This is a genomic window from Sphingomonas sp. (assembly GCF_032114135.1).
Lineage (GTDB): Bacteria > Pseudomonadota > Alphaproteobacteria > Sphingomonadales > Sphingomonadaceae > Sphingomonas.
The window spans coordinates 300,373-316,685 of sequence record NZ_DAMCTA010000003.1 but is presented as its reverse complement, the minus strand read 5'-3'; the positions used below and the strand labels follow the sequence as shown (position 1 = coordinate 316,685).

Genomic DNA, 16,313 nt, shown 5'->3' with positions numbered 1-16,313 from the left:
CCGCCGCTGCCTCAGTGAAGAGCACCGCGTCGGTGGAGTGGCTTCTATGCGCGGTCCGCCGGACCGTCAACGAGAAAATGAAACTTTCTGTCGTTTTCGTGACAGGCAGCCCTGAAACCCGCAGGAATCTGCGGTTTACGGCTTCTCAATCAGGGCGTGCGATATGCCGCTGGTGACCGAATCAATGCTCGAATCGCCGAATCAGGCCCCGGAATCGCTCCGGAATCAGGTGCGAAAGGCCGTGATCTGGCGTTCGGGCACGCAGATTCTGGGGCAGCTGCTCACCTGGTCGTCCACCTTCCTCGTCATCCGAATCCTCGCGCCGGCCGATTACGGGCTGTTCGCGATGACCCAGGTGGTGCTGGTGCTGCTCAACATGCTCAACGGCTATGGGCTGGCGAGCGCGCTGATCCAGCGCGCGGACGCCGGGCTTCGTGCGCAGCGCCAGCTGTTCGGGATGCTGCTGCTGCTCAACGGCGGACTGGCGCTGCTGCAGGTAAGCGCTGCGCCGCTCGCCGCCGCCTATTATCGCCAGCCGATGGTCGCCGAACTGCTGCGGGTGCAGGCGCTGCTCTATCTATGCACCCCTTTCATCACGCTGCCTTATGCGCTGCTCGCGCGCTCGATGGACTTCGCCAAGCAGGCGCAGGTCAATTTCGTCTCGGCGCTTGCGGGCGCGATCACCGCGCTGACCGGGGCGTATAGTGGCTGGGGCGTGTGGACGCTGGTCGCGGCCCCCATCGTGCTATTCGCCAGCCGCGCGATCGGCATGACGGTGGCGGCACGCGCGCTGGTATGGCCGAGCTTCGACTTTCGCGGCGCGGGCGACATGGCGCGCTATGGCGGAGTGATGGCGGCGGGGCAGGTCTTCTGGTTCCTGCAGAGCCAGGCCGATGTGTTCATCGCCGGGCGCATGTTCGACCCGCATCTGCTCGGCATCTATACGACCAGCCTGTTCCTCACCCAGATCTTCGTCTCTAAGTTTGTGCCGCCGCTGAACGAGGTCGCCTTCTCCGCCTATGCGCGGATGCGCGACGATCCGGAGGCAGTGGCGGCGGCGTTCGTGCGGGGCGCGCAGCTGATCCTGCTCGCCGCCATGCCCTTCTATATCGGCCTCGCCGCGACCGCCGAGCCGCTGGTTGCCGTGGTGCTCGGCCCGAAATGGGCGGAGGCGGCGCCGGTGGTGCATGGCCTGGCGCTGGTGATGCCGCTGATGACGCTGCAGATCTTGTTCGCGCCGGCCAGCGATGCGCGGGGGCGCCCCGGGATCAGCGCGCGCAACGGTGCGACCGGCGCGCTGTTCCTGCCGATCGCCTTCCTGATCGGCGTCCACTGGGGCATTCTCGGCCTCGTCGCTGCCTGGTATGTCGCCTATCCGCTGTACCTTGCTTTCTCGGCACACCGCACACTGCCGGCGATCGGGGTTTCCTATGCGCGGCTTGGCCGGGCGATCGGGGCACCGGTGTTCGCGGCGCTGGCGATGGGGCTGATCGTCACCCTCGTCGATCGCGAACTGCCGCCGCTGGCCGCCCTGCCCCGGCTGGCCCTGCTCGTGAGCATCGGTGGCGCGAGCTATGCCGCGCTGCTCTTCGCCTTTGCGCGAGAGACCCTCGCCGGTGCGATCGCGCTGGTGCGCAACCGCGCCGGCTAAGCCGCGTCAGGCCGCCTGGATATAGGCGCGCATCGCCTCGGCTTCGGATTCGATGCGATCGATCCGGTACTTCACCAGATCGCCGATCGAGATGAAGCCGACCACCGCCTGCCCGTCGAGCACGGGCAGATGGCGGATGCGCCGCCGCGTCATCAGCGCCAGCGCGCCGAGCACCGTCTCCTCCGGCCCGACGGTGATCGCGGGCGCGGTCATCACGCGGCCGACCGGGAGCTCGAGCCCGATCGCGCCTTCGCGTTCGATGCAGTGGATCACGTCGCGCTCGGAGAAGATGCCCACAACCTTGCCGTTTTCGAGGACCGGCACCGCGCCAATCCGGCGGGCCGCGAGTAGTGCCACCGCCTCTGCGACGGTGCTGGTCGAGGCGATCGACACGATGTCTCGCCCCTTGCCTTCGAGGATTGCCGCGATGGTCATCGCCTTCTCTCCTTGGCTTTCATTTTTTAGGCGTTGTGTATCCCACGAATCGGCCCAACTTGCAAAGCGATGGAACAGCCCGACGGACTCGATGATCCAGGTTATGCAGCCTTCGCCTGGGGGCGGTTCCGCCGCATCCTTTGGGGGATGGCGGCGGTGGCGGTGCTCGCTGCCGGCCTGGCCGAATATTGGCTATGGGCGACGATGGGCGAACTCCACGTCGTCACCGCCATCGCCACCTTCCTGGGCGTGTTCTTCACCATCATGATGGCGGCGGCGTTGATGGGGCTGATGTTCCTCAGCTCGGGCAGCGGCCATGACGCGCAGGTGGAAGACCCGCTCAAGGACGAAGTCGACCTCGACTGAGACCTCAGCGTGCGCGCTTGAGCGTGAGGTCGAGATTCGCGGTGCCGTTGGCCGGCACGGTCACCCGCCAGGTGGGCACGCCCTTGTGGGAGACGAGCGGCGCGCCGGCCTTGGCGTCGCGATAGGGGATCGGCAGCTCGAAGGTAACGGGGGTGGCGAGCGCGTTGGTCACCTCGACCCGGTAGTTTGCGCGCCGCTTCGAGCCGGGCTCGCCGATCACCGCATAGCGGACCTCGCTGCTGTCGCCGGGCCGCAGCTCGATCTCGTCGCCGATCGCGCGATCCTGGAGCGCCGACTCGCCGAGCAGCACCGGCTGATCGCCCCGCGCCGCAAACAGCGCGACCGACCCGGCCGGAAGCGGCAGCCCCAGGCCGGCGCTCGTCCGATTCTCGGCGCGCAGGAGGATGGCGGCAGGTTCGCTCTCGGCGTCGCGATCGGGATCATAGGCGAAAGGCCGGAACGTCCCCGCATAGATGCGCGCCATCTGCACGCGCTCGCGGTGAAGCAGCGCGACCTGCTTGGTGGCGCGCGCGGCGACGCTAACCGGCTCGGGGACGCGATAGAGCTTGAGGTCGCCCAGATCCTCCTGCTCGGCCATCATCACCGGCGCGAAGGCGACGCGCGATCCGGTAACGATGATGCTTTCGGCACGGTCCATCGGCGCAGGTACCGGCGCTGGCGGCGGCGGGGGCGGCGCCATCGGCGCGCCCGGCGCCGACGCGTCGCTGGTCGTCCCCATCGGCCAGCATTCCAGCCGCAACGCGGTCGCGGCACCGCGCGGCAGCCGCGCGGCCTTCTCCTTGTTGGGCTGGCCGGCCACCGCGCTGGTGCGGGCATCGGCAAAGCCCTGGCTGCCGCCGTTCACCACCGTCATCCAGCCGAACAGATCGAGCATATTGCCCTCTCCCAGCTGCGCGACGTAATTGGCCGACCAGTCGAGTCCCTGCGCCAGATAGGAAAGCTGCACCGTTACCGTCTGCGCGCGAGGGCCGTCGGTCGTCACCGACAGCGTCGGCTTGGCGGCAAGATCGGCGGGGGCGCCTGGATAGACCAGCGCCTCCGGCAGCCCCGAACAGCCCAGCGCCTCCACCCCCTGCTCGGTGGTGAGCAGCACGCCGCCTTCGGGCCCGGCCTGAATCATCGCCTCGCTTGCGCGGACCTTGCCGGTCGCGCGATCGGTGCGCCGGACGGTGACGCGGCGCTTGAGATAGGCATCGACCAGCGTCGCCGGGCCGAGCAGCCGCGCGTCGCGATTCTTCTCGCCCACCCCGCGCGGCAGGCCGGTGACGATCGCGGTCTCGGGCATCATGCCTTCGGAGACGCCGACGAATCGGATCACCGCCGCACCCGCGGGGAGCTGCAGCGTCCGGGTTTCGGTGACCAGCGCATAGCCGCCGGGCCAGCTCTGCCGAATCGCGCCTTCGCCGCGGTTCGGATCGCGATAGACCGTCACCGCCACCGCATCGGGCTTGTCCGAGACGACAAGCGTCTGCGCCGCCGCCGGAAGGGCGGCGAGCAGCGCGGCAACAGCGAAGGCGATGCGGGCGAGCATCGGATCAGTAGCGGCTGTCGAACACCATGGTCACGGACGCCTTGCCATTGGCGGGCACCGGCACCTTCCACTCCATCCGATCGGCGGAGACGCGCTCGCCGGCGAGGGTCTGGTCGGTCACGCGGACATCCCCCCACAGCCCGGTCTGGGCAAGATCGACGGTGACCGGCTCGGCACGGGCATTGGTGAAGTCGTAGCGCATCGTCGTTTTCCAACGCCGCGCCGAGAGCTTCTTGCGCTCGACCACCACTGCCGCGCCCTTCACGTCGAACGCCTCGCCCGTGCGGATCGACATCGCCGAGCCCATCGGCGCGGCATCCACCCGGCTTTCGCCGATGAACTGCGGCTCGCCCTGGCGATCGCGCATATAGACGCGGATCGTGCCGCTCGGCAGCTGGTCGCCCAGGCCCCCATCCTTGGACGTCGAGAATTTGAGGACCGAGGAGGCGCTGCGCGGATCGGTATCGGCGCCCAGCCAGCCATTGATCCACTCATAGGTCTTGCGCGCCGGCGCGGCCTTCACGTCGAGGAAGCTGACCTGCTTCTGCTGGGCGTTGGCGATCGTGGTCCGCTGGGCGAGCGGATAGAAGATATAGTCGCCCAGCCGCTCGCGCGGGCCGGTTTCGGTGCCGGGCTGGTCGATGGTCGTATCGTCGCCCGCCAGCCGGCCGAAAGCCTTCGCGCCGCTGGGCGCGCCGGCGACCAACGTCACCTCGGCATTCTGGTAGCTGGTGCCGGTATCGTTGGTAAGCGTGATCCAGCCCTGCATGTCGATCGCGCTCTTCGCCTCGTCGAACAGCATCACATAGTCGCTGGTCCAGCCGAGCCCGGGCGTGAGATAGCTGAGCGTCGCCGGCACCCGGCCGCCGCTCGCCACCTGCAGCGTCACCGACAGCGTGGGACGGGCGCGCAGATTCTCGGGCACCTTGTCGAAGATCACCCGGACCGGCAGGCCGTCGTCCCGCAGCACTTCGATGCGCGGGCCGATCTGGAGGACGATGCCGCCATTGGCCGAGAGCACCCGCGCCTGCTCACGCGTCTCCGCGCCGGTCGCCGGGTTGGTGCGGACGATGGTGACGACCGAGCCGACCGCCTTTTCCATCAGCTTGTAGGGGGTGAGCAGGTCGTAATCGAAATTCTGCTCGACGATACCGATGCCGGGGCCGGCGAGCGTCACGGTCTCGGGCCGGATCTTGGCGGAGACGTCGGCGAATTCCTGGCGGGTACGGCCCGCCTCGAGCGCGAGGGTGCGCGCGTCCTGCACCAGCGCCTGACCGTTCTGGTAGATGGTGATGGCGAGATCGCCCTGTGCGGTCTTGTCCGGCGCGGGGAGCTGCTGGGCCTGCGCGAGCGACGGCCATGCCGCCGCCAAGAGCCACACCGCACGTCGCATCCTCGTCCTCCCCCTTGCTTGGGAGGATCGTAGCAGATGAGGCGGCCGCCGCTAGTGTTTCCTCCCCCGCCGGGGGGAGGATATGCTCGCTCTCTACAGCGTCACCACCTGCTGCCGCCCATCATACACCACCTCGCGCCCGGCCGCCTCGGCGAGCCCGGTGCCAACGCCCGGCGCCACCGTCACCACCCGGAACCGTCGCGTCTTCGCCATGCCGGGATAGCGCCCCTGCCGTGCGCCGAGCGTCAACATGCCGGCCTTGTCATCCAGCGCCAGCGAGATCGTTGCCCGCTCGCCGCGGCGCCAGCCCTGGCCGTCGCCGGCATCCTCATAGAGGGTGAAGCGGCCATCGGCGCCGCGGTAGACGCGCAGCTCGATCGGGCGATCGGGGGACTGGTCGGCATATTGGACCGGCGACCCCAGCGGCAGGATCGTGCCCGCCGCGACCTGCACCGGAATCTGGCCGATCAGCGCGGCGACCTGGAGTTTCGCCCCGCCCTTGTGCCGCGCGCCGGTCCAGAAATCGATCCACTCGGTGCCGGCGGGCAGATACACCGCACGCGAGGTGGCGCCAGGCTCGATCACCGGGCTGACCAGCAGATTGCGGCCGAACAGATATTGGTCGCGCAGGTCCTGCGCCGCGCGGTCCTGCGGGAAGACCATGCCGACCGGATAGAGGAACGAGGCGCCGCCGTCCGCCACCTGCCAACTCTGCGCATAGAGGAAGGGCAGCAGCCGGTAGCGCAGCGCCACCGCGTCGAGCAGCGGCTGGCGGACGCTCTCGGGGAAGCTGTAGATTTCCTTGCCCTCGCCGGTGCCGTGGATGCGGAACATCGGGTTGAACACCGCGAACTGAAGCCAGCGGGTGAACAGCTCCTGATAGGCGGGATCCTTGGGGCTGCCGCCGAAGAAGCCGCCGATATCCGCCGACCAGAAGGGATTGCCGGTCATCGAAAAATTGACGCCCGCCGGAATCTGCCGGGCGAACACGTCCCACCGCCCGCTGACGTCGCCCGACCAGGTGAAGGCGCCGTTGCGCTGCTGCCCCGCCCAGGCCGAGCGGGTGAGCAGCAGCGGGCGCTTGGCGGCATAGTCGGCGGCCATGCCGTCGTGCACCGCGGTCGTGTGCATCAGGGGATAGGCGTTGAACACCAGCGCGCCGGGGCCGGCCGCCGTGGCCACCTCGGCCATCTCGCCCCAATGGCCCCCCAGCTCCGCCTCGCTGCCGTCGAGCCAATAGCCGTCGAACCCGGCCTTCCCTAGCCGGTCGTAGATCTGCTTCCAGTAGAGCGCGCGGGCCCGGCTCGAGAAGGCGTCGTACCAGCGCCCCTCGCCCGCCGGATACACGTTCGGGTAGGTCTTGGGGTAGAGCCCGCCAATCGCGTCGAGCGCCTTGGTATTCTCCAGCCCGACATCGAGCCGCGGCCAGACCGAGACGATGCTGTGCAGGTGCTGCTGGTGCAGCGTGTCGAGCATCGCCTTGGGATCGGGATAGCGCGACGCATCCATCTCATGGCTGCCCCAGCGCCCTTCCGGCCAATATTGCCAGTCCTGCACCACCGCATCGAGCGGAATGCCGAGGCGACGATATTCGGCGGCCACACCCAGCAGCTCGGCTTGCGAGCCATAGCGCTCCTTCGACTGCCACAGCCCCCAGGCCCAGCGCGGCAGCAGCGAGGCGGCGCCGGTGAGCTGGCGATAGGCGCCGATCACTTGGTCGACATCGGGCCCGGCGAAGAGGAAATAGTCGACGCCCTCGCCCGCTGCCGAGCGGAACACGGCCCGGTTGCCCGCCTGCGGGGTATCCACCGCCACCTCGGTGACCGAGGCATTGTTCCAGAACAGCCCGAAGCCGGCGGGCGAAACCAGCACCGGCACGCCGACATCGGTATTCGCCTGCTGCAGCCGGACGATATGCCCGCGATAGTCGAGCAGCCCCGCCTGGTGCTGGCCGAGGCCATAGACCGCCCGCCCCTCGGGGAGGGTGAAGGCGGTGCGTACCGCGCCGTCGGCGTCGGGCGTGCCGCCCAGCTTGCGGCGGTAGAGATCGGTCTCGCCGACCAGCGGCTTGTCGTCGGCGCCGAGCAGCGCCACCGCGCCGGTCTTGCGATCGACGCTGATCCGCATGGCGGGCGTGGCGAGCAGATAGCGATCGGGCTGCTGGTCCAGCGTCCACGCCGTCTTCGCGGGCTGACCGACCAGCGCAAGGTCCGGCATGCGTTCGGCCCCTTCGCGCAGCAGCGAGACCCGCACGATCCGGTCGCCCCAGATCGTCAGCGCGAGCACGCCCCGCGCGGTGCGGAAGCTGGCACCGGTGGAGTTCTGCGCGAGCAGCGTCGCACCCTCGGCGGCGGTCGCCTGCAGCGGCGCTGCCTGCGCGGCAAAACTCGGCGCAATACTCGCAGCGAGTGCCGCCCCCAGCAGCAGAAGCGACTTGGCTTTCACGGACATTCTCTCCCCTGACGCGATGGTCTTGCGCCCATCTTGTCAGACAAGAGAAGCCCTGCCTAGTGCCCGCCGCCCGCCAACCGCAGCCCGGCGATGCAGCCGACCAGCCCGAGGATCAGCAGGATGCGCACCGCGCTCACCGGCTCGCCGAACCAAAGCATGCCGACGATCACCGTGCCGAGTGCGCCGATCCCGCCCCACACCGCATAGGCGGTGCCGAGCGGCACGGTGCGCGAGGCCATCTCGAGCAGCGCCATCGACACCGCGATGCAGGCGAGGAAGGCGAGCGTCCACGGGATGTTCCGGAAGCCGTCGGTGAAGCGCATGCAGGTGGTGAAGCCCACCTCGCACAGCCCGCCGAGCAGCAGGTAGATCCAGCCCATCAGCGCCCGGCCAGCTTGGCGAGGGCGTCGCCGGTCACCCGCTGCACCGTCCATTCGTCCATGCCAACGGCTCCCATCGCGCGGTAGAAGTCGATCGCCGGCTGGTTCCAGTCGAGCACCGACCATTCGAACCTGGCATAGCCTCGCGTGACGGCGATATCGGCCAAATGGCGCAGAAGCGCCTTGCCGACCCCGGCCCCGCGCGCGGCGGGCGTGACGTACAGGTCTTCCAGATACAGGCCGGGCAGCCCGGTCCAGGTGGAGAAATTCTGGAAGAACAGCGCGAAGCCCAGGGGCACGCCCTCCGCATCTTCCGCGATCACCGCTTCGGCGGCCGGGCGCGGGCCAAATAGCGCGGCTTCCAGCATCGGCTCGGTCGCGAGCACGGCGTCGGGCTCGCGCTCGAATTCGGCGAGTTCGCGGACGAAGGCGAGGATCTGGGGCACGTCGGCGGGGGTGGCGACACGGATCTGGGTCATGCAGCGGCCTCGGTCTGGGGAGCAGGGGCGACGCGGCCGCGGATCGCGGCGAGGCACCCGAGAATGATGAGCAGCGCGCCTGCAACCGTCCAGCCCGAGACGCGCTCGTCGAACACGACATAGCCGAGCAGCGCCGCCCAGACGAAGGCGGTATATTCCACCGGCGCCAGCACCTGCGCCTCGGCATGGCCATAGGCCCAGGCGAGCAGCACGGCGGAGATCGAGCCGACTAGTGCCGCGCCGAGGATCCAGGGCCACAGGCTCACCGAAGGCATCGCCGAGAACCAGGGTGCGCCGGGCAGCATGACCAGCGCGAGGACAAGGCTGGTGAACAGCGCGACTTCGATCGGATCGGCGATCTGCGCTTGTTGCCGCAGCAGGATCAGACTGCCGGCATAGAGGATCGAGGCGGCGAATACCGCGATCGAGCCGAGCACCACCTCGGTCGAGGCATGCGCCTGCGCCTGACCGGCGGCGATGGTCAGCACGCCGAGGCTGGCGACAAGCGAGCCGCCGATCGCCGCGCGGCGGATCCGCTCGCCGAGAAAGGCGGCGGCGAGGAACATCGCGATCAGCGGGGCGAGGAAGGTCAGCGCGATTCCCTGCGCCATGGTGACGCGGGCGAGGCCCCAGAAGAACAGGACGACGGATGTGCCCGCCAGCACGCCGCGGGCGAAGTGGAGCTTGAGCGCTTGCGGCCTCGGCCAAGGCGTCCGCCGCAGCAGGAAGATCGGCCCGAGCAGCACGATCGCGCCGACCGAGCGCCACAGCACCGCGCTATAGGCGCCATGCGCGATCGACATGCCCTTCATCACCGCATCCATCACCGAATAATTGGCGATTCCGAGCGCAGCGACGAGGAAGGCAAGGCGGGGCGAGCGGGACATGGGGGCCGGGTAGCCGCGCCGATCGGGATTGGCGAGCCTTAAACCCTAGCCTTCACCTTCTGGAATGCTGCCAACGGCGAACCAAACACCTATTCGTCATCCCCGCGAAGGCGGGGATCCATTGGCGCTGAGGTCGCGGTTCTTTCCCCGAGCTTCCAGGCGAATGGATTTCCGCCTTCGCGGGAATGACGATGGGGTGTGGCGATCGAGTCCGGCAATTCCGCGATGCTTCGGTTCAGCCCTTACCCGCCGCATATGCCTGCGTCCCCCGCGTGATCACCCCATCCCCCGGCAGAATCGCCGCGATCGGGATATCCGGCTGCGCGAGTATCTTTGCATAGAGCGGCGCGAAATCGGTCTCCACCGTCTCGCGCAGCAGCGCCTCGAAGCTGGGGATGACGAAATAATTCTGCTGGAAATCGTCGATCCGATAGTCCGTCCGCATCACCCGCTGCATGTCGAAGCGGATGCGGTTGGGGCTGTCGCTCTCCAGCGCGAACACGCTTTCGGCCGAGCTGGAGACGATGCCCGAGCCATAGATGCGCAGCCCCTCGGCCTCCTCGACCAGTCCGAACTCCACCGTGTACCAATAGAGCCGGCCGAGTTGCTTGAGCGCGCCGAGCTCCAGCGCGCGCATCCCGCCGCGACCATAGGCCTCAAGATAATCGGCGAATACCGGGTCCGCGAGCATCGGCACATGGCCGAACACGTCGTGGAACACGTCCGGCTCCTGAATGTAATCGAGCTGGTCGGGCCGGCGGATGAAATTGCCGGCGACGAAGCGGCGGTTCGCCATATGGTCGAAGAACACGTCGTCGGGCACCAGCCCCGGCACCGCGACCACCTGCCAGCCGGTGAGCTTCATCAGCCGTTCGGACAATTCCTCGAAATTGGGAATGCCCGATTCGGAGAGCCGCAGCGCCTCCAGCCCCTTGAGATAGGCCGAGGAGGCACGCCCCGGCAGCAATTTCGCCTGGCGCGCGAACAGCGTGTCCCAGGTGGCGTGTTCTTCGGCCGTATAGGCGGCCCAGTCCTGCGGGATCGTCCAGTCCGCCGCCGCGCCCTCGGGCGGCCTCTCCAGCACATGCGTTTCTTTCTTCATGAACGGGATATAGCACCCCGCCCCCCGCGGCGAAACGTCAGCCTAGGGCTTCGTCGAGCAGCTTGGCCAGCCGCAGCCCGCCGCGCACCACCTGTTCGCGCGCGACCGGCACCAGCTTTTCCACCGTCGCCGCGTCGAGATGCGCGGGATGATCGCCCGGCGTGCACACCGCCTTGCCCGCCGCGCTCGGATAGACCACGTCGCGCGCGACCTGCCAGCTTTCGCGGCTCCAGTCTTCTACGCTGCCGCCCCAAACCGCGTTCCGCTCCGCCGCCGAATAGGCGCGCACCGGCGAGGGCGGCTGCGAGATCCCGCGCTCGGCGAGATAGCCGTCCCACACCGAATGGAGGTTGAGCTTGGCGCTGGTGAAGGCGCCATAATTGGTCTTCACCTTGTTGCCGCCCAGGTCGCTATGATCGCCTGCGTGGAGCGGCTGGTGCAGATCGCCGACGAAGTGGACGAGGAACACCAGCGCCATCACCCGCTCGCGCACCGGCACCTTGCGATCCTTGAGCAGCTTCACGTCGCGCTCGATCTGCGCCGACACGCAATTGCCGTCGCGGCAGGGCGGCTTGAGGTCGAAGGGCTGGCAGATGTCGATATTCTGATAGTGCCAGGAATAGGCATAGCTGAAGCGCGGCCCCAGTGTCTTGACGCAGTCCGCCCATACCGCAGCCTGCTCGATCGTGTTCGCCAGGCAGGTCGGCGTCTCCAGCAGCGCTTGGCGCTTGAGCAGGGCATCGATCTTCGCGCGTACCGCCGGCGTGACGTTGCGATAGGCGATCGCACCCACCGTCTCGTGGCCATATTCCCAATAGGCGGAAGCGGGCGATGCGGCGCCGAAGCCGAGCAACGCGGCGAGGATACACAGGATGCGACTCATGGGCGCACCCCCTAGGCCCGGCACGCTGCCGCTTCAACGGCTTAGCGGCGTCGGCGCGCCTTCCCCTCACCCACATTGCGGCGGACCGGAAACCAGCCTAATAGCCGCCCCCAAATGGCACGTATCCAGACCCCCCAGCGCATCCGGGGCACCCAGGACATTTTCGGCGAAGACCAGCGGCGTTTCGCCGCGGTGCTCGAAATGTTCGATCGGGTGCGCAAGCTCTATTGCTTCCAGCGGCTCGAGATCCCGATCTTCGAGGCGACCGGCGTATTCGCCCGCTCGATGGGCGAGACCTCGGACGTCGTCTCCAAGGAGATGTACACCTTTGAGGATCGCGGCGGCGATTCGATTACGCTGCGCCCCGAATTCACCGCCGGCATCGCGCGGGCCTATATCAGCGAGGGCTGGCAGCAGTTCGCGCCGCTGAAGGTCGCGACCTCGGGCCCGGTGTTCCGCTACGAGCGCCCGCAAAAGGGCCGCTATCGCCAGTTCCACCAGATCGACGCCGAAATCCTCGGCGCGCCCGAACCCGCCGCCGATGTCGAGCTGCTGGTGCTGGCCGACCAGCTACTCAAGGAGCTCGGCATCGCCGAGGGCGTGACGCTGCAGCTCAACACGCTGGGCGACGCCGCGACCCGCGACGCCTGGCGCACCGCGCTGGTCGCGCATTTCGAGGCGCACAAGGGCGAACTGTCCGAAGACAGCCTGGCGCGTCTTGAGAAGAACCCGCTGCGGATCCTCGATTCGAAGGACCCGCGCGACCGCCCGATCGCGGATAGCGCGCCGGACATCGATGCCTATCTGACCGACGAAGCCGCCGCCTTCTTCAAGGCGGTGACCGACGGGCTGGATGCGGCGGGTGTCGCCTGGACGCGCAATGCGCGGCTGGTGCGCGGCCTCGATTATTACCGCCACACCGCGTTCGAGTTCGTGACGGACCGGCTGGGCGCGCAGGGCACGGTGCTGGCCGGCGGCCGCTATGACGGGCTGATCGGCTCGCTCGGCGGTCCCGAAACCGCAGGCGTGGGCTGGGCGGCCGGGGTCGAGCGGCTGGCGATGCTAATCGAGGAGCCCAAGGCGGCCGCGATCCAGGTCTATGTCGTGGTCGAGGACGATCGCGTGCAGGCCGATGGCGTGCGTGCCGTTTCCGCGCTGCGTCGCGCCGGACTGGCGGCCGAGCTGCTCGCCACCGGCTCGCCGCGCAAGCGCTTCGACAAGGCCATGAAGAGCAACCCCGACGCGCTGCTCTCGCTTGGGGTCGCCGACGGCGCCACCTCGAAGCGGCTCAAGGTCAATGTCGGCGACGCCGCTGCTATCGACGCGGTATTCGCCAATATCGCCTGGGGTGGCCCGACCGAATGACCCGTATCCCGCCGGACCGCATCGCGGCGATCGAGGCGCGGCGTGACGAGTTGCAGGCGCTGATGGCGTCGGGCGAACTCGGCGGCGATCGCTTCGTCCAGGTCTCCAAGGAATATGCCGAGATTGAGCCCGTGGCCGTGGCGGCGGGCTATGTGCGGCGGCTGCGCGCCGAGGGGCAGTCGCTCCAGCAGATGACGCAGGACGCCGATGACGAACTGCGCGCGATGGCGGTGGAGGAGCTCCGCGCCAACGAAGGCACGCTCGCGGAGGCCGAACGCAAGCTGGCGCTCGCGCTGCTCCCGCGGGATTCGGCCGACGAACGCCCGGCGCTGCTCGAGATCCGCGCCGGCGTGGGTGGCGACGAGGCCGCGCTGTTCGCGGGCGACCTGCTGCGCATGTATCAGCGCTATGCCGATCGGCTCGGCTGGCGGACCGAGCTGATCTCGGCGAGCAGCTCGGAAGCGGGCGGCTACAAGGAAGTCGTGATCGGCATCACCGGCACCGGCGTGTTCGCCAAATTGAAGTTCGAGAGCGGCGTGCACCGGGTCCAGCGCGTCCCCGCCACAGAGGCAGGCGGGCGCATCCACACCTCCGCCGCCACCGTCGCGGTGCTGCCCGAGGCCGAAGAGGCGGACGTGCAGATCGACGACAGGGACCTGCGCATCGACATCTACCGCGCCTCCGGCCCCGGCGGCCAGGGCGTCAACACCACCGACAGCGCGGTGCGGATCACGCACTTGCCCACCGGGATCGTCGTGATCCAGCAGGACGAGCGTTCGCAGCACAAGAACAAGGCCAAGGCGATGAAGGTGCTCCGCACCCGCCTGTACGAGGCCGAGCGCGAGCGGCTGGCGGCCGAGCGCGTCGGCGCGCGGCGCTCGATGGTCGGCTCGGGCGATCGTTCGGAGCGAATCCGGACGTATAATTTCCCGCAGGGGCGGGTGACCGACCACCGAATCAACCTGACGCTGCACCGCCTGCCCGAGATTTTGGAAGGCGAGCTCGACGAACTGGTCGGCGCGCTGGTCTCACAGGACGAGGCCGACCGGCTTGCGCAATTGGATGGCTGAGATTCTCCCTTCAGCTCCCCTCCCGCTTGCGGGAGGGGCTAGGGGAGGGACTGACGTGGAGGCGATGCCGTGACGTCGGGTCAAGAACCGCCATCCCCTCCCCCGCCCCCTCCCGCAAGCGGAAGGGGAGTCAGGGCAGCCCTTGCCGATGCCACCCGCCAGCTCGAGGCGGTGTCCGACACCCCCCGGCTCGACGCCGAGCTGCTGATGGCGCACGCCCTCGGCACCAGCCGCGACAGTCTCCTGCTCGCGAGGCTGGATGATCCCGCGCCCGAAGCGTTCGCCGCGCTTCTCGCCCGCCGCCTCACCCACGAGCCGATCGCCTATATCACCGGCACCCGCGCCTTCTGGACGATCGATCTCGCGGTCGGCCCCGGCGTGCTGATTCCCCGCCCCGACAGCGAGACGCTGATCGAGACCGCACTCGCCTGGTTCGGCGACCGCGCCCCGTCGCGCATCCTCGATCTCGGCACCGGCCCGGGTACGCTGCTGCTCGCCGCGCTCGCGGAATGGCCGCAGGCGCAGGGGCTCGGCGTCGACGCTTCGGAGGCTGCGCTCGATTATGCCCGCCGCAACGCGGACGCGCTCGGCATGGCGAACCGCGCCCAATTTCGCCTGGGCGACTGGACCACGGGGATCGACGGGCAGTTCGACCTGATCCTCGCCAACCCGCCCTATATCGGGACAGACGAACCCCTCCCCCCGCAGGTGCGCGACCATGAGCCGGCGGAGGCGCTGTTCGCCGGGAGCGACGGGCTCGACGATTATCGGCGCATCGTTCCCGCCCTCCCCGCCCTGCTCGCCCCGGGCGGCGCGGCGGTGCTCGAAATCGGCTGGACGCAAGGCAATGCAGTTTCTTTGCTCGGTCAGGAACAGGGCCTGTCTTCAAGCGTCTATAAAGACATGGGTGGACGACCGCGCGTGGTCCGGCTGACTTGAAACTACGCGCAAACGTCACATATTTCTGCTTGGAGATTGGTACGCCAGCGGCTAGAAGAAAGCCGGGGCGAGGCACCTTCAACCAAGTTGTTGAGATAAAGGGCTGAGGCCCGACTCCATGGTCATGTGTGCCGCTGCAGTCCGGCGGCCGTGGCAAGCGGAAGGTTCTGGGTACGCCCGGAACCCGCCGCGAATGTAACCCTGCATCCGGAACCTCGATGAATCGACGGACGGCTTTGTAAAGACAGGACAACGAGACCTTGATGAACAATCGTCAGGCCGGCCGCCGTCGCGGTCGGGGCGGCCAGCAACAGCGCCAGGGCGGAAGCTCGAACAATCCGGGCAATGGTAGTCGCATCGATAACCGTGCTCGTGGTAACGCCGCCCAGTTGCTTGAGAAATACAAGAACCTGGCGCGCGATGCACAGATGCAGGGCGACCGCGTCAACGCCGAATATTATCTGCAGTTCGCGGATCATTATTTCCGCGTGTTGAACGAGAACCGCTCGCGCTTCGAGGAGCAGAACCAGCAGCGCCGCCAGCGCGACGAGTTCGACGGCGACGAGGAAGAGTTCGAGATGGAAGGCGAGGCTGGTCGCGAGGACGAGGGCGATGCCCCCCGTCAGCAGCAGCCGCGCCGCGAGCGCGAACCCCGCTACGAGCGCGAAGCCCGCGAGCCGCGTGGGGATCGTGAGCAGCGGACCGAGCGTGAACCGCGCGCCGAACGGGAACCGCGCGAGGCGCGTGAGCCCCGCGAAGGCCGCGAGCAGCGTAGCTATCGCGAAGACCGTCGCGAGCGCAGCAACGGCGCATCGAACGGCCAGACCAACGGCCATGCCGTCGAATCAGCGCCCGTAGAAGCACCTGCCATCGAAGCACCGGCAGTCGAGGACGTCGCCGAGGCACCCCGCCGCCGCGGTCGTCCGCGCCGCGAGGCAGTGGTCGAGACCGAAGCATCCCACGGCATCGACGTTGCGATCCTTCCGCCCGCGATCGGCGCCGACGTCGCGCCGGCCGAGGACGAGGAAGCACCGAAGAAGCCCCGCCGCCGTCGCACCGTGAAGAGCGATGAGGCCGAGGCACCCGCCGCCTGAGGCGATCGCCGACCGGCAAAGAAAAAAGGCCCGCTTCCGATGAGGAGGCGGGCCTTTTTCGTTTGGGCCATCCGGGGTGAGGATCGCTGACGGCGCTGCCCCCCCCCCCCAGGCCATTGTTCTTCCGTCAGCGGCAGGAGGCCATCAAGCGCGTCGAAGGGGCGGAAGCACGACGCCGGGAGTTCCGAGCCCCCCGTCAGGCCTGCGACCTGGCGCTACCCTTCCGACGGGGGACGCCGAGAAAACAGGCATACAGTTTTCGCGGA

Annotated in this window: 15 protein-coding genes; 6 read left to right on the top strand and 9 right to left on the bottom strand. The window is 68.3% G+C overall.

The window, feature by feature from the left end; translation table 11 throughout:
• Positions 1-163: 163 nt before the first annotated feature.
• The gene (locus RT655_RS17285) at positions 164-1,651 is read left to right on the top strand and encodes a lipopolysaccharide biosynthesis protein (RefSeq protein ID WP_313539122.1); all 1,488 of its coding nucleotides are present in this window, start codon (positions 164-166) and stop codon (positions 1,649-1,651) included.
• A gap of 6 nt (positions 1,652-1,657) precedes the next feature.
• Here the strand turns inward: RT655_RS17285 and RT655_RS17280 are convergent, their stop codons facing one another.
• Positions 1,658-2,086 (bottom strand): CBS domain-containing protein, encoded by a 429-nt coding sequence (locus RT655_RS17280; RefSeq protein WP_313539119.1) that lies wholly within the window; start codon positions 2,084-2,086, stop codon positions 1,658-1,660.
• A gap of 69 nt (positions 2,087-2,155) precedes the next feature.
• On the opposite strand from RT655_RS17280, the gene RT655_RS17275 reads away from it, so the two are divergent.
• Positions 2,156-2,452: a hypothetical protein gene (locus RT655_RS17275; protein ID WP_313539116.1), complete on the top strand. Its 297-nt coding sequence runs from the start codon at positions 2,156-2,158 to the stop codon at positions 2,450-2,452.
• A gap of 4 nt (positions 2,453-2,456) precedes the next feature.
• Here RT655_RS17275 and RT655_RS17270 read toward each other — a convergent pair whose 3' ends face one another.
• The 8 genes from RT655_RS17270 to RT655_RS17235 form a co-directional block, all read right to left on the bottom strand.
• Positions 2,457-4,004, bottom strand: a complete 1,548-nt coding sequence (locus tag RT655_RS17270) for a hypothetical protein (protein ID WP_313539114.1) — start codon at positions 4,002-4,004, stop codon at positions 2,457-2,459.
• A gap of 4 nt (positions 4,005-4,008) precedes the next feature.
• The gene (locus tag RT655_RS17265) at positions 4,009-5,397 is read right to left on the bottom strand and encodes a DUF4139 domain-containing protein (RefSeq protein WP_313539112.1); all 1,389 of its coding nucleotides are present in this window, start codon (positions 5,395-5,397) and stop codon (positions 4,009-4,011) included.
• 93 nt (positions 5,398-5,490) lie between these two features.
• Positions 5,491-7,848: a TIM-barrel domain-containing protein gene (locus tag RT655_RS17260; RefSeq protein ID WP_313539109.1), complete on the bottom strand. Its 2,358-nt coding sequence runs from the start codon at positions 7,846-7,848 to the stop codon at positions 5,491-5,493.
• A 56-nt stretch (positions 7,849-7,904) separates the two neighbouring features.
• On the bottom strand, positions 7,905-8,228 hold the full coding sequence (locus tag RT655_RS17255; RefSeq protein ID WP_313539106.1) for a multidrug efflux SMR transporter: 324 nt from the start codon (positions 8,226-8,228) through the stop codon (positions 7,905-7,907).
• Positions 8,228-8,707: a GNAT family N-acetyltransferase gene (locus tag RT655_RS17250; protein WP_313539104.1), complete on the bottom strand. Its 480-nt coding sequence runs from the start codon at positions 8,705-8,707 to the stop codon at positions 8,228-8,230. Before RT655_RS17250 ends, RT655_RS17255 begins: the two co-directional genes overlap by 1 nt.
• The gene (locus RT655_RS17245; RefSeq protein WP_313539101.1) at positions 8,704-9,594 is read right to left on the bottom strand and encodes a DMT family transporter; all 891 of its coding nucleotides are present in this window, start codon (positions 9,592-9,594) and stop codon (positions 8,704-8,706) included. Before RT655_RS17245 ends, RT655_RS17250 begins: the two co-directional genes overlap by 4 nt.
• A 235-nt stretch (positions 9,595-9,829) precedes the next feature.
• Positions 9,830-10,696, bottom strand: a complete 867-nt coding sequence (gene phhA / locus RT655_RS17240) for a phenylalanine 4-monooxygenase (RefSeq protein ID WP_313539098.1) — start codon at positions 10,694-10,696, stop codon at positions 9,830-9,832.
• Between the two features lie 37 nt (positions 10,697-10,733).
• Positions 10,734-11,579 carry a S1/P1 nuclease gene (locus RT655_RS17235; RefSeq protein ID WP_313539095.1) on the bottom strand — a complete coding sequence of 282 codons (846 nt, stop codon included), beginning with the start codon at positions 11,577-11,579 and terminating at the stop codon, positions 10,734-10,736.
• A gap of 114 nt (positions 11,580-11,693) precedes the next feature.
• On the opposite strand from RT655_RS17235, the gene hisS reads away from it, so the two are divergent.
• The 4 genes from hisS to RT655_RS17215 all read left to right on the top strand — a co-directional run bounded on the left by hisS (position 11,694) and on the right by RT655_RS17215 (position 16,047).
• On the top strand, positions 11,694-12,944 hold the full coding sequence (gene hisS / locus RT655_RS17230) for a histidine--tRNA ligase (RefSeq protein ID WP_313539092.1): 1,251 nt from the start codon (positions 11,694-11,696) through the stop codon (positions 12,942-12,944).
• Entirely contained in the window at positions 12,941-14,014 is a 1,074-nt protein-coding gene (prfA, locus tag RT655_RS17225) for a peptide chain release factor 1 (protein WP_313539089.1), read from the top strand. Before hisS ends, prfA begins: the two co-directional genes overlap by 4 nt.
• A 69-nt stretch (positions 14,015-14,083) precedes the next feature.
• On the top strand, positions 14,084-14,953 hold the full coding sequence (gene prmC / locus RT655_RS17220) for a peptide chain release factor N(5)-glutamine methyltransferase (protein ID WP_313539087.1): 870 nt from the start codon (positions 14,084-14,086) through the stop codon (positions 14,951-14,953).
• Positions 14,954-15,216: 263 nt separating this feature from the next.
• Complete coding sequence (locus tag RT655_RS17215; RefSeq protein ID WP_313539085.1) at positions 15,217-16,047, top strand: DUF4167 domain-containing protein; 831 nt, start codon at positions 15,217-15,219, stop codon at positions 16,045-16,047.
• The last annotated feature ends 266 nt before the right edge of the window (positions 16,048-16,313 follow it).

What these genes read in the sequence shown, in the direction of transcription:
- RT655_RS17235 (WP_313539095.1), bottom strand. Translation starts at nt 11,579, where the DNA reads ATGAGTCGCATCCTGTGTATCCTCGCCGCGTTGCTCGGCTTCGGCGCC.
- RT655_RS17270 (WP_313539114.1), bottom strand. Translation starts at nt 4,004, where the DNA reads ATGCTCGCCCGCATCGCCTTCGCTGTTGCCGCGCTGCTCGCCGCCCTT.
- RT655_RS17245 (WP_313539101.1), bottom strand. Translation starts at nt 9,594, where the DNA reads ATGTCCCGCTCGCCCCGCCTTGCCTTCCTCGTCGCTGCGCTCGGAATC.
- hisS (WP_313539092.1), top strand. Translation starts at nt 11,694, where the DNA reads ATGGCACGTATCCAGACCCCCCAGCGCATCCGGGGCACCCAGGACATT.
- RT655_RS17285 (WP_313539122.1), top strand. Translation starts at nt 164, where the DNA reads ATGCCGCTGGTGACCGAATCAATGCTCGAATCGCCGAATCAGGCCCCG.
- RT655_RS17250 (WP_313539104.1), bottom strand. Translation starts at nt 8,707, where the DNA reads ATGACCCAGATCCGTGTCGCCACCCCCGCCGACGTGCCCCAGATCCTC.
- RT655_RS17215 (WP_313539085.1), top strand. Translation starts at nt 15,217, where the DNA reads ATGAACAATCGTCAGGCCGGCCGCCGTCGCGGTCGGGGCGGCCAGCAA.
- RT655_RS17265 (WP_313539112.1), bottom strand. Translation starts at nt 5,397, where the DNA reads ATGCGACGTGCGGTGTGGCTCTTGGCGGCGGCATGGCCGTCGCTCGCG.
- prfA (WP_313539089.1), top strand. Translation starts at nt 12,941, where the DNA reads ATGACCCGTATCCCGCCGGACCGCATCGCGGCGATCGAGGCGCGGCGT.
- RT655_RS17255 (WP_313539106.1), bottom strand. Translation starts at nt 8,228, where the DNA reads ATGGGCTGGATCTACCTGCTGCTCGGCGGGCTGTGCGAGGTGGGCTTC.
- RT655_RS17280 (WP_313539119.1), bottom strand. Translation starts at nt 2,086, where the DNA reads ATGACCATCGCGGCAATCCTCGAAGGCAAGGGGCGAGACATCGTGTCG.
- RT655_RS17275 (WP_313539116.1), top strand. Translation starts at nt 2,156, where the DNA reads ATGGAACAGCCCGACGGACTCGATGATCCAGGTTATGCAGCCTTCGCC.
- phhA (WP_313539098.1), bottom strand. Translation starts at nt 10,696, where the DNA reads ATGAAGAAAGAAACGCATGTGCTGGAGAGGCCGCCCGAGGGCGCGGCG.
- RT655_RS17260 (WP_313539109.1), bottom strand. Translation starts at nt 7,848, where the DNA reads ATGTCCGTGAAAGCCAAGTCGCTTCTGCTGCTGGGGGCGGCACTCGCT.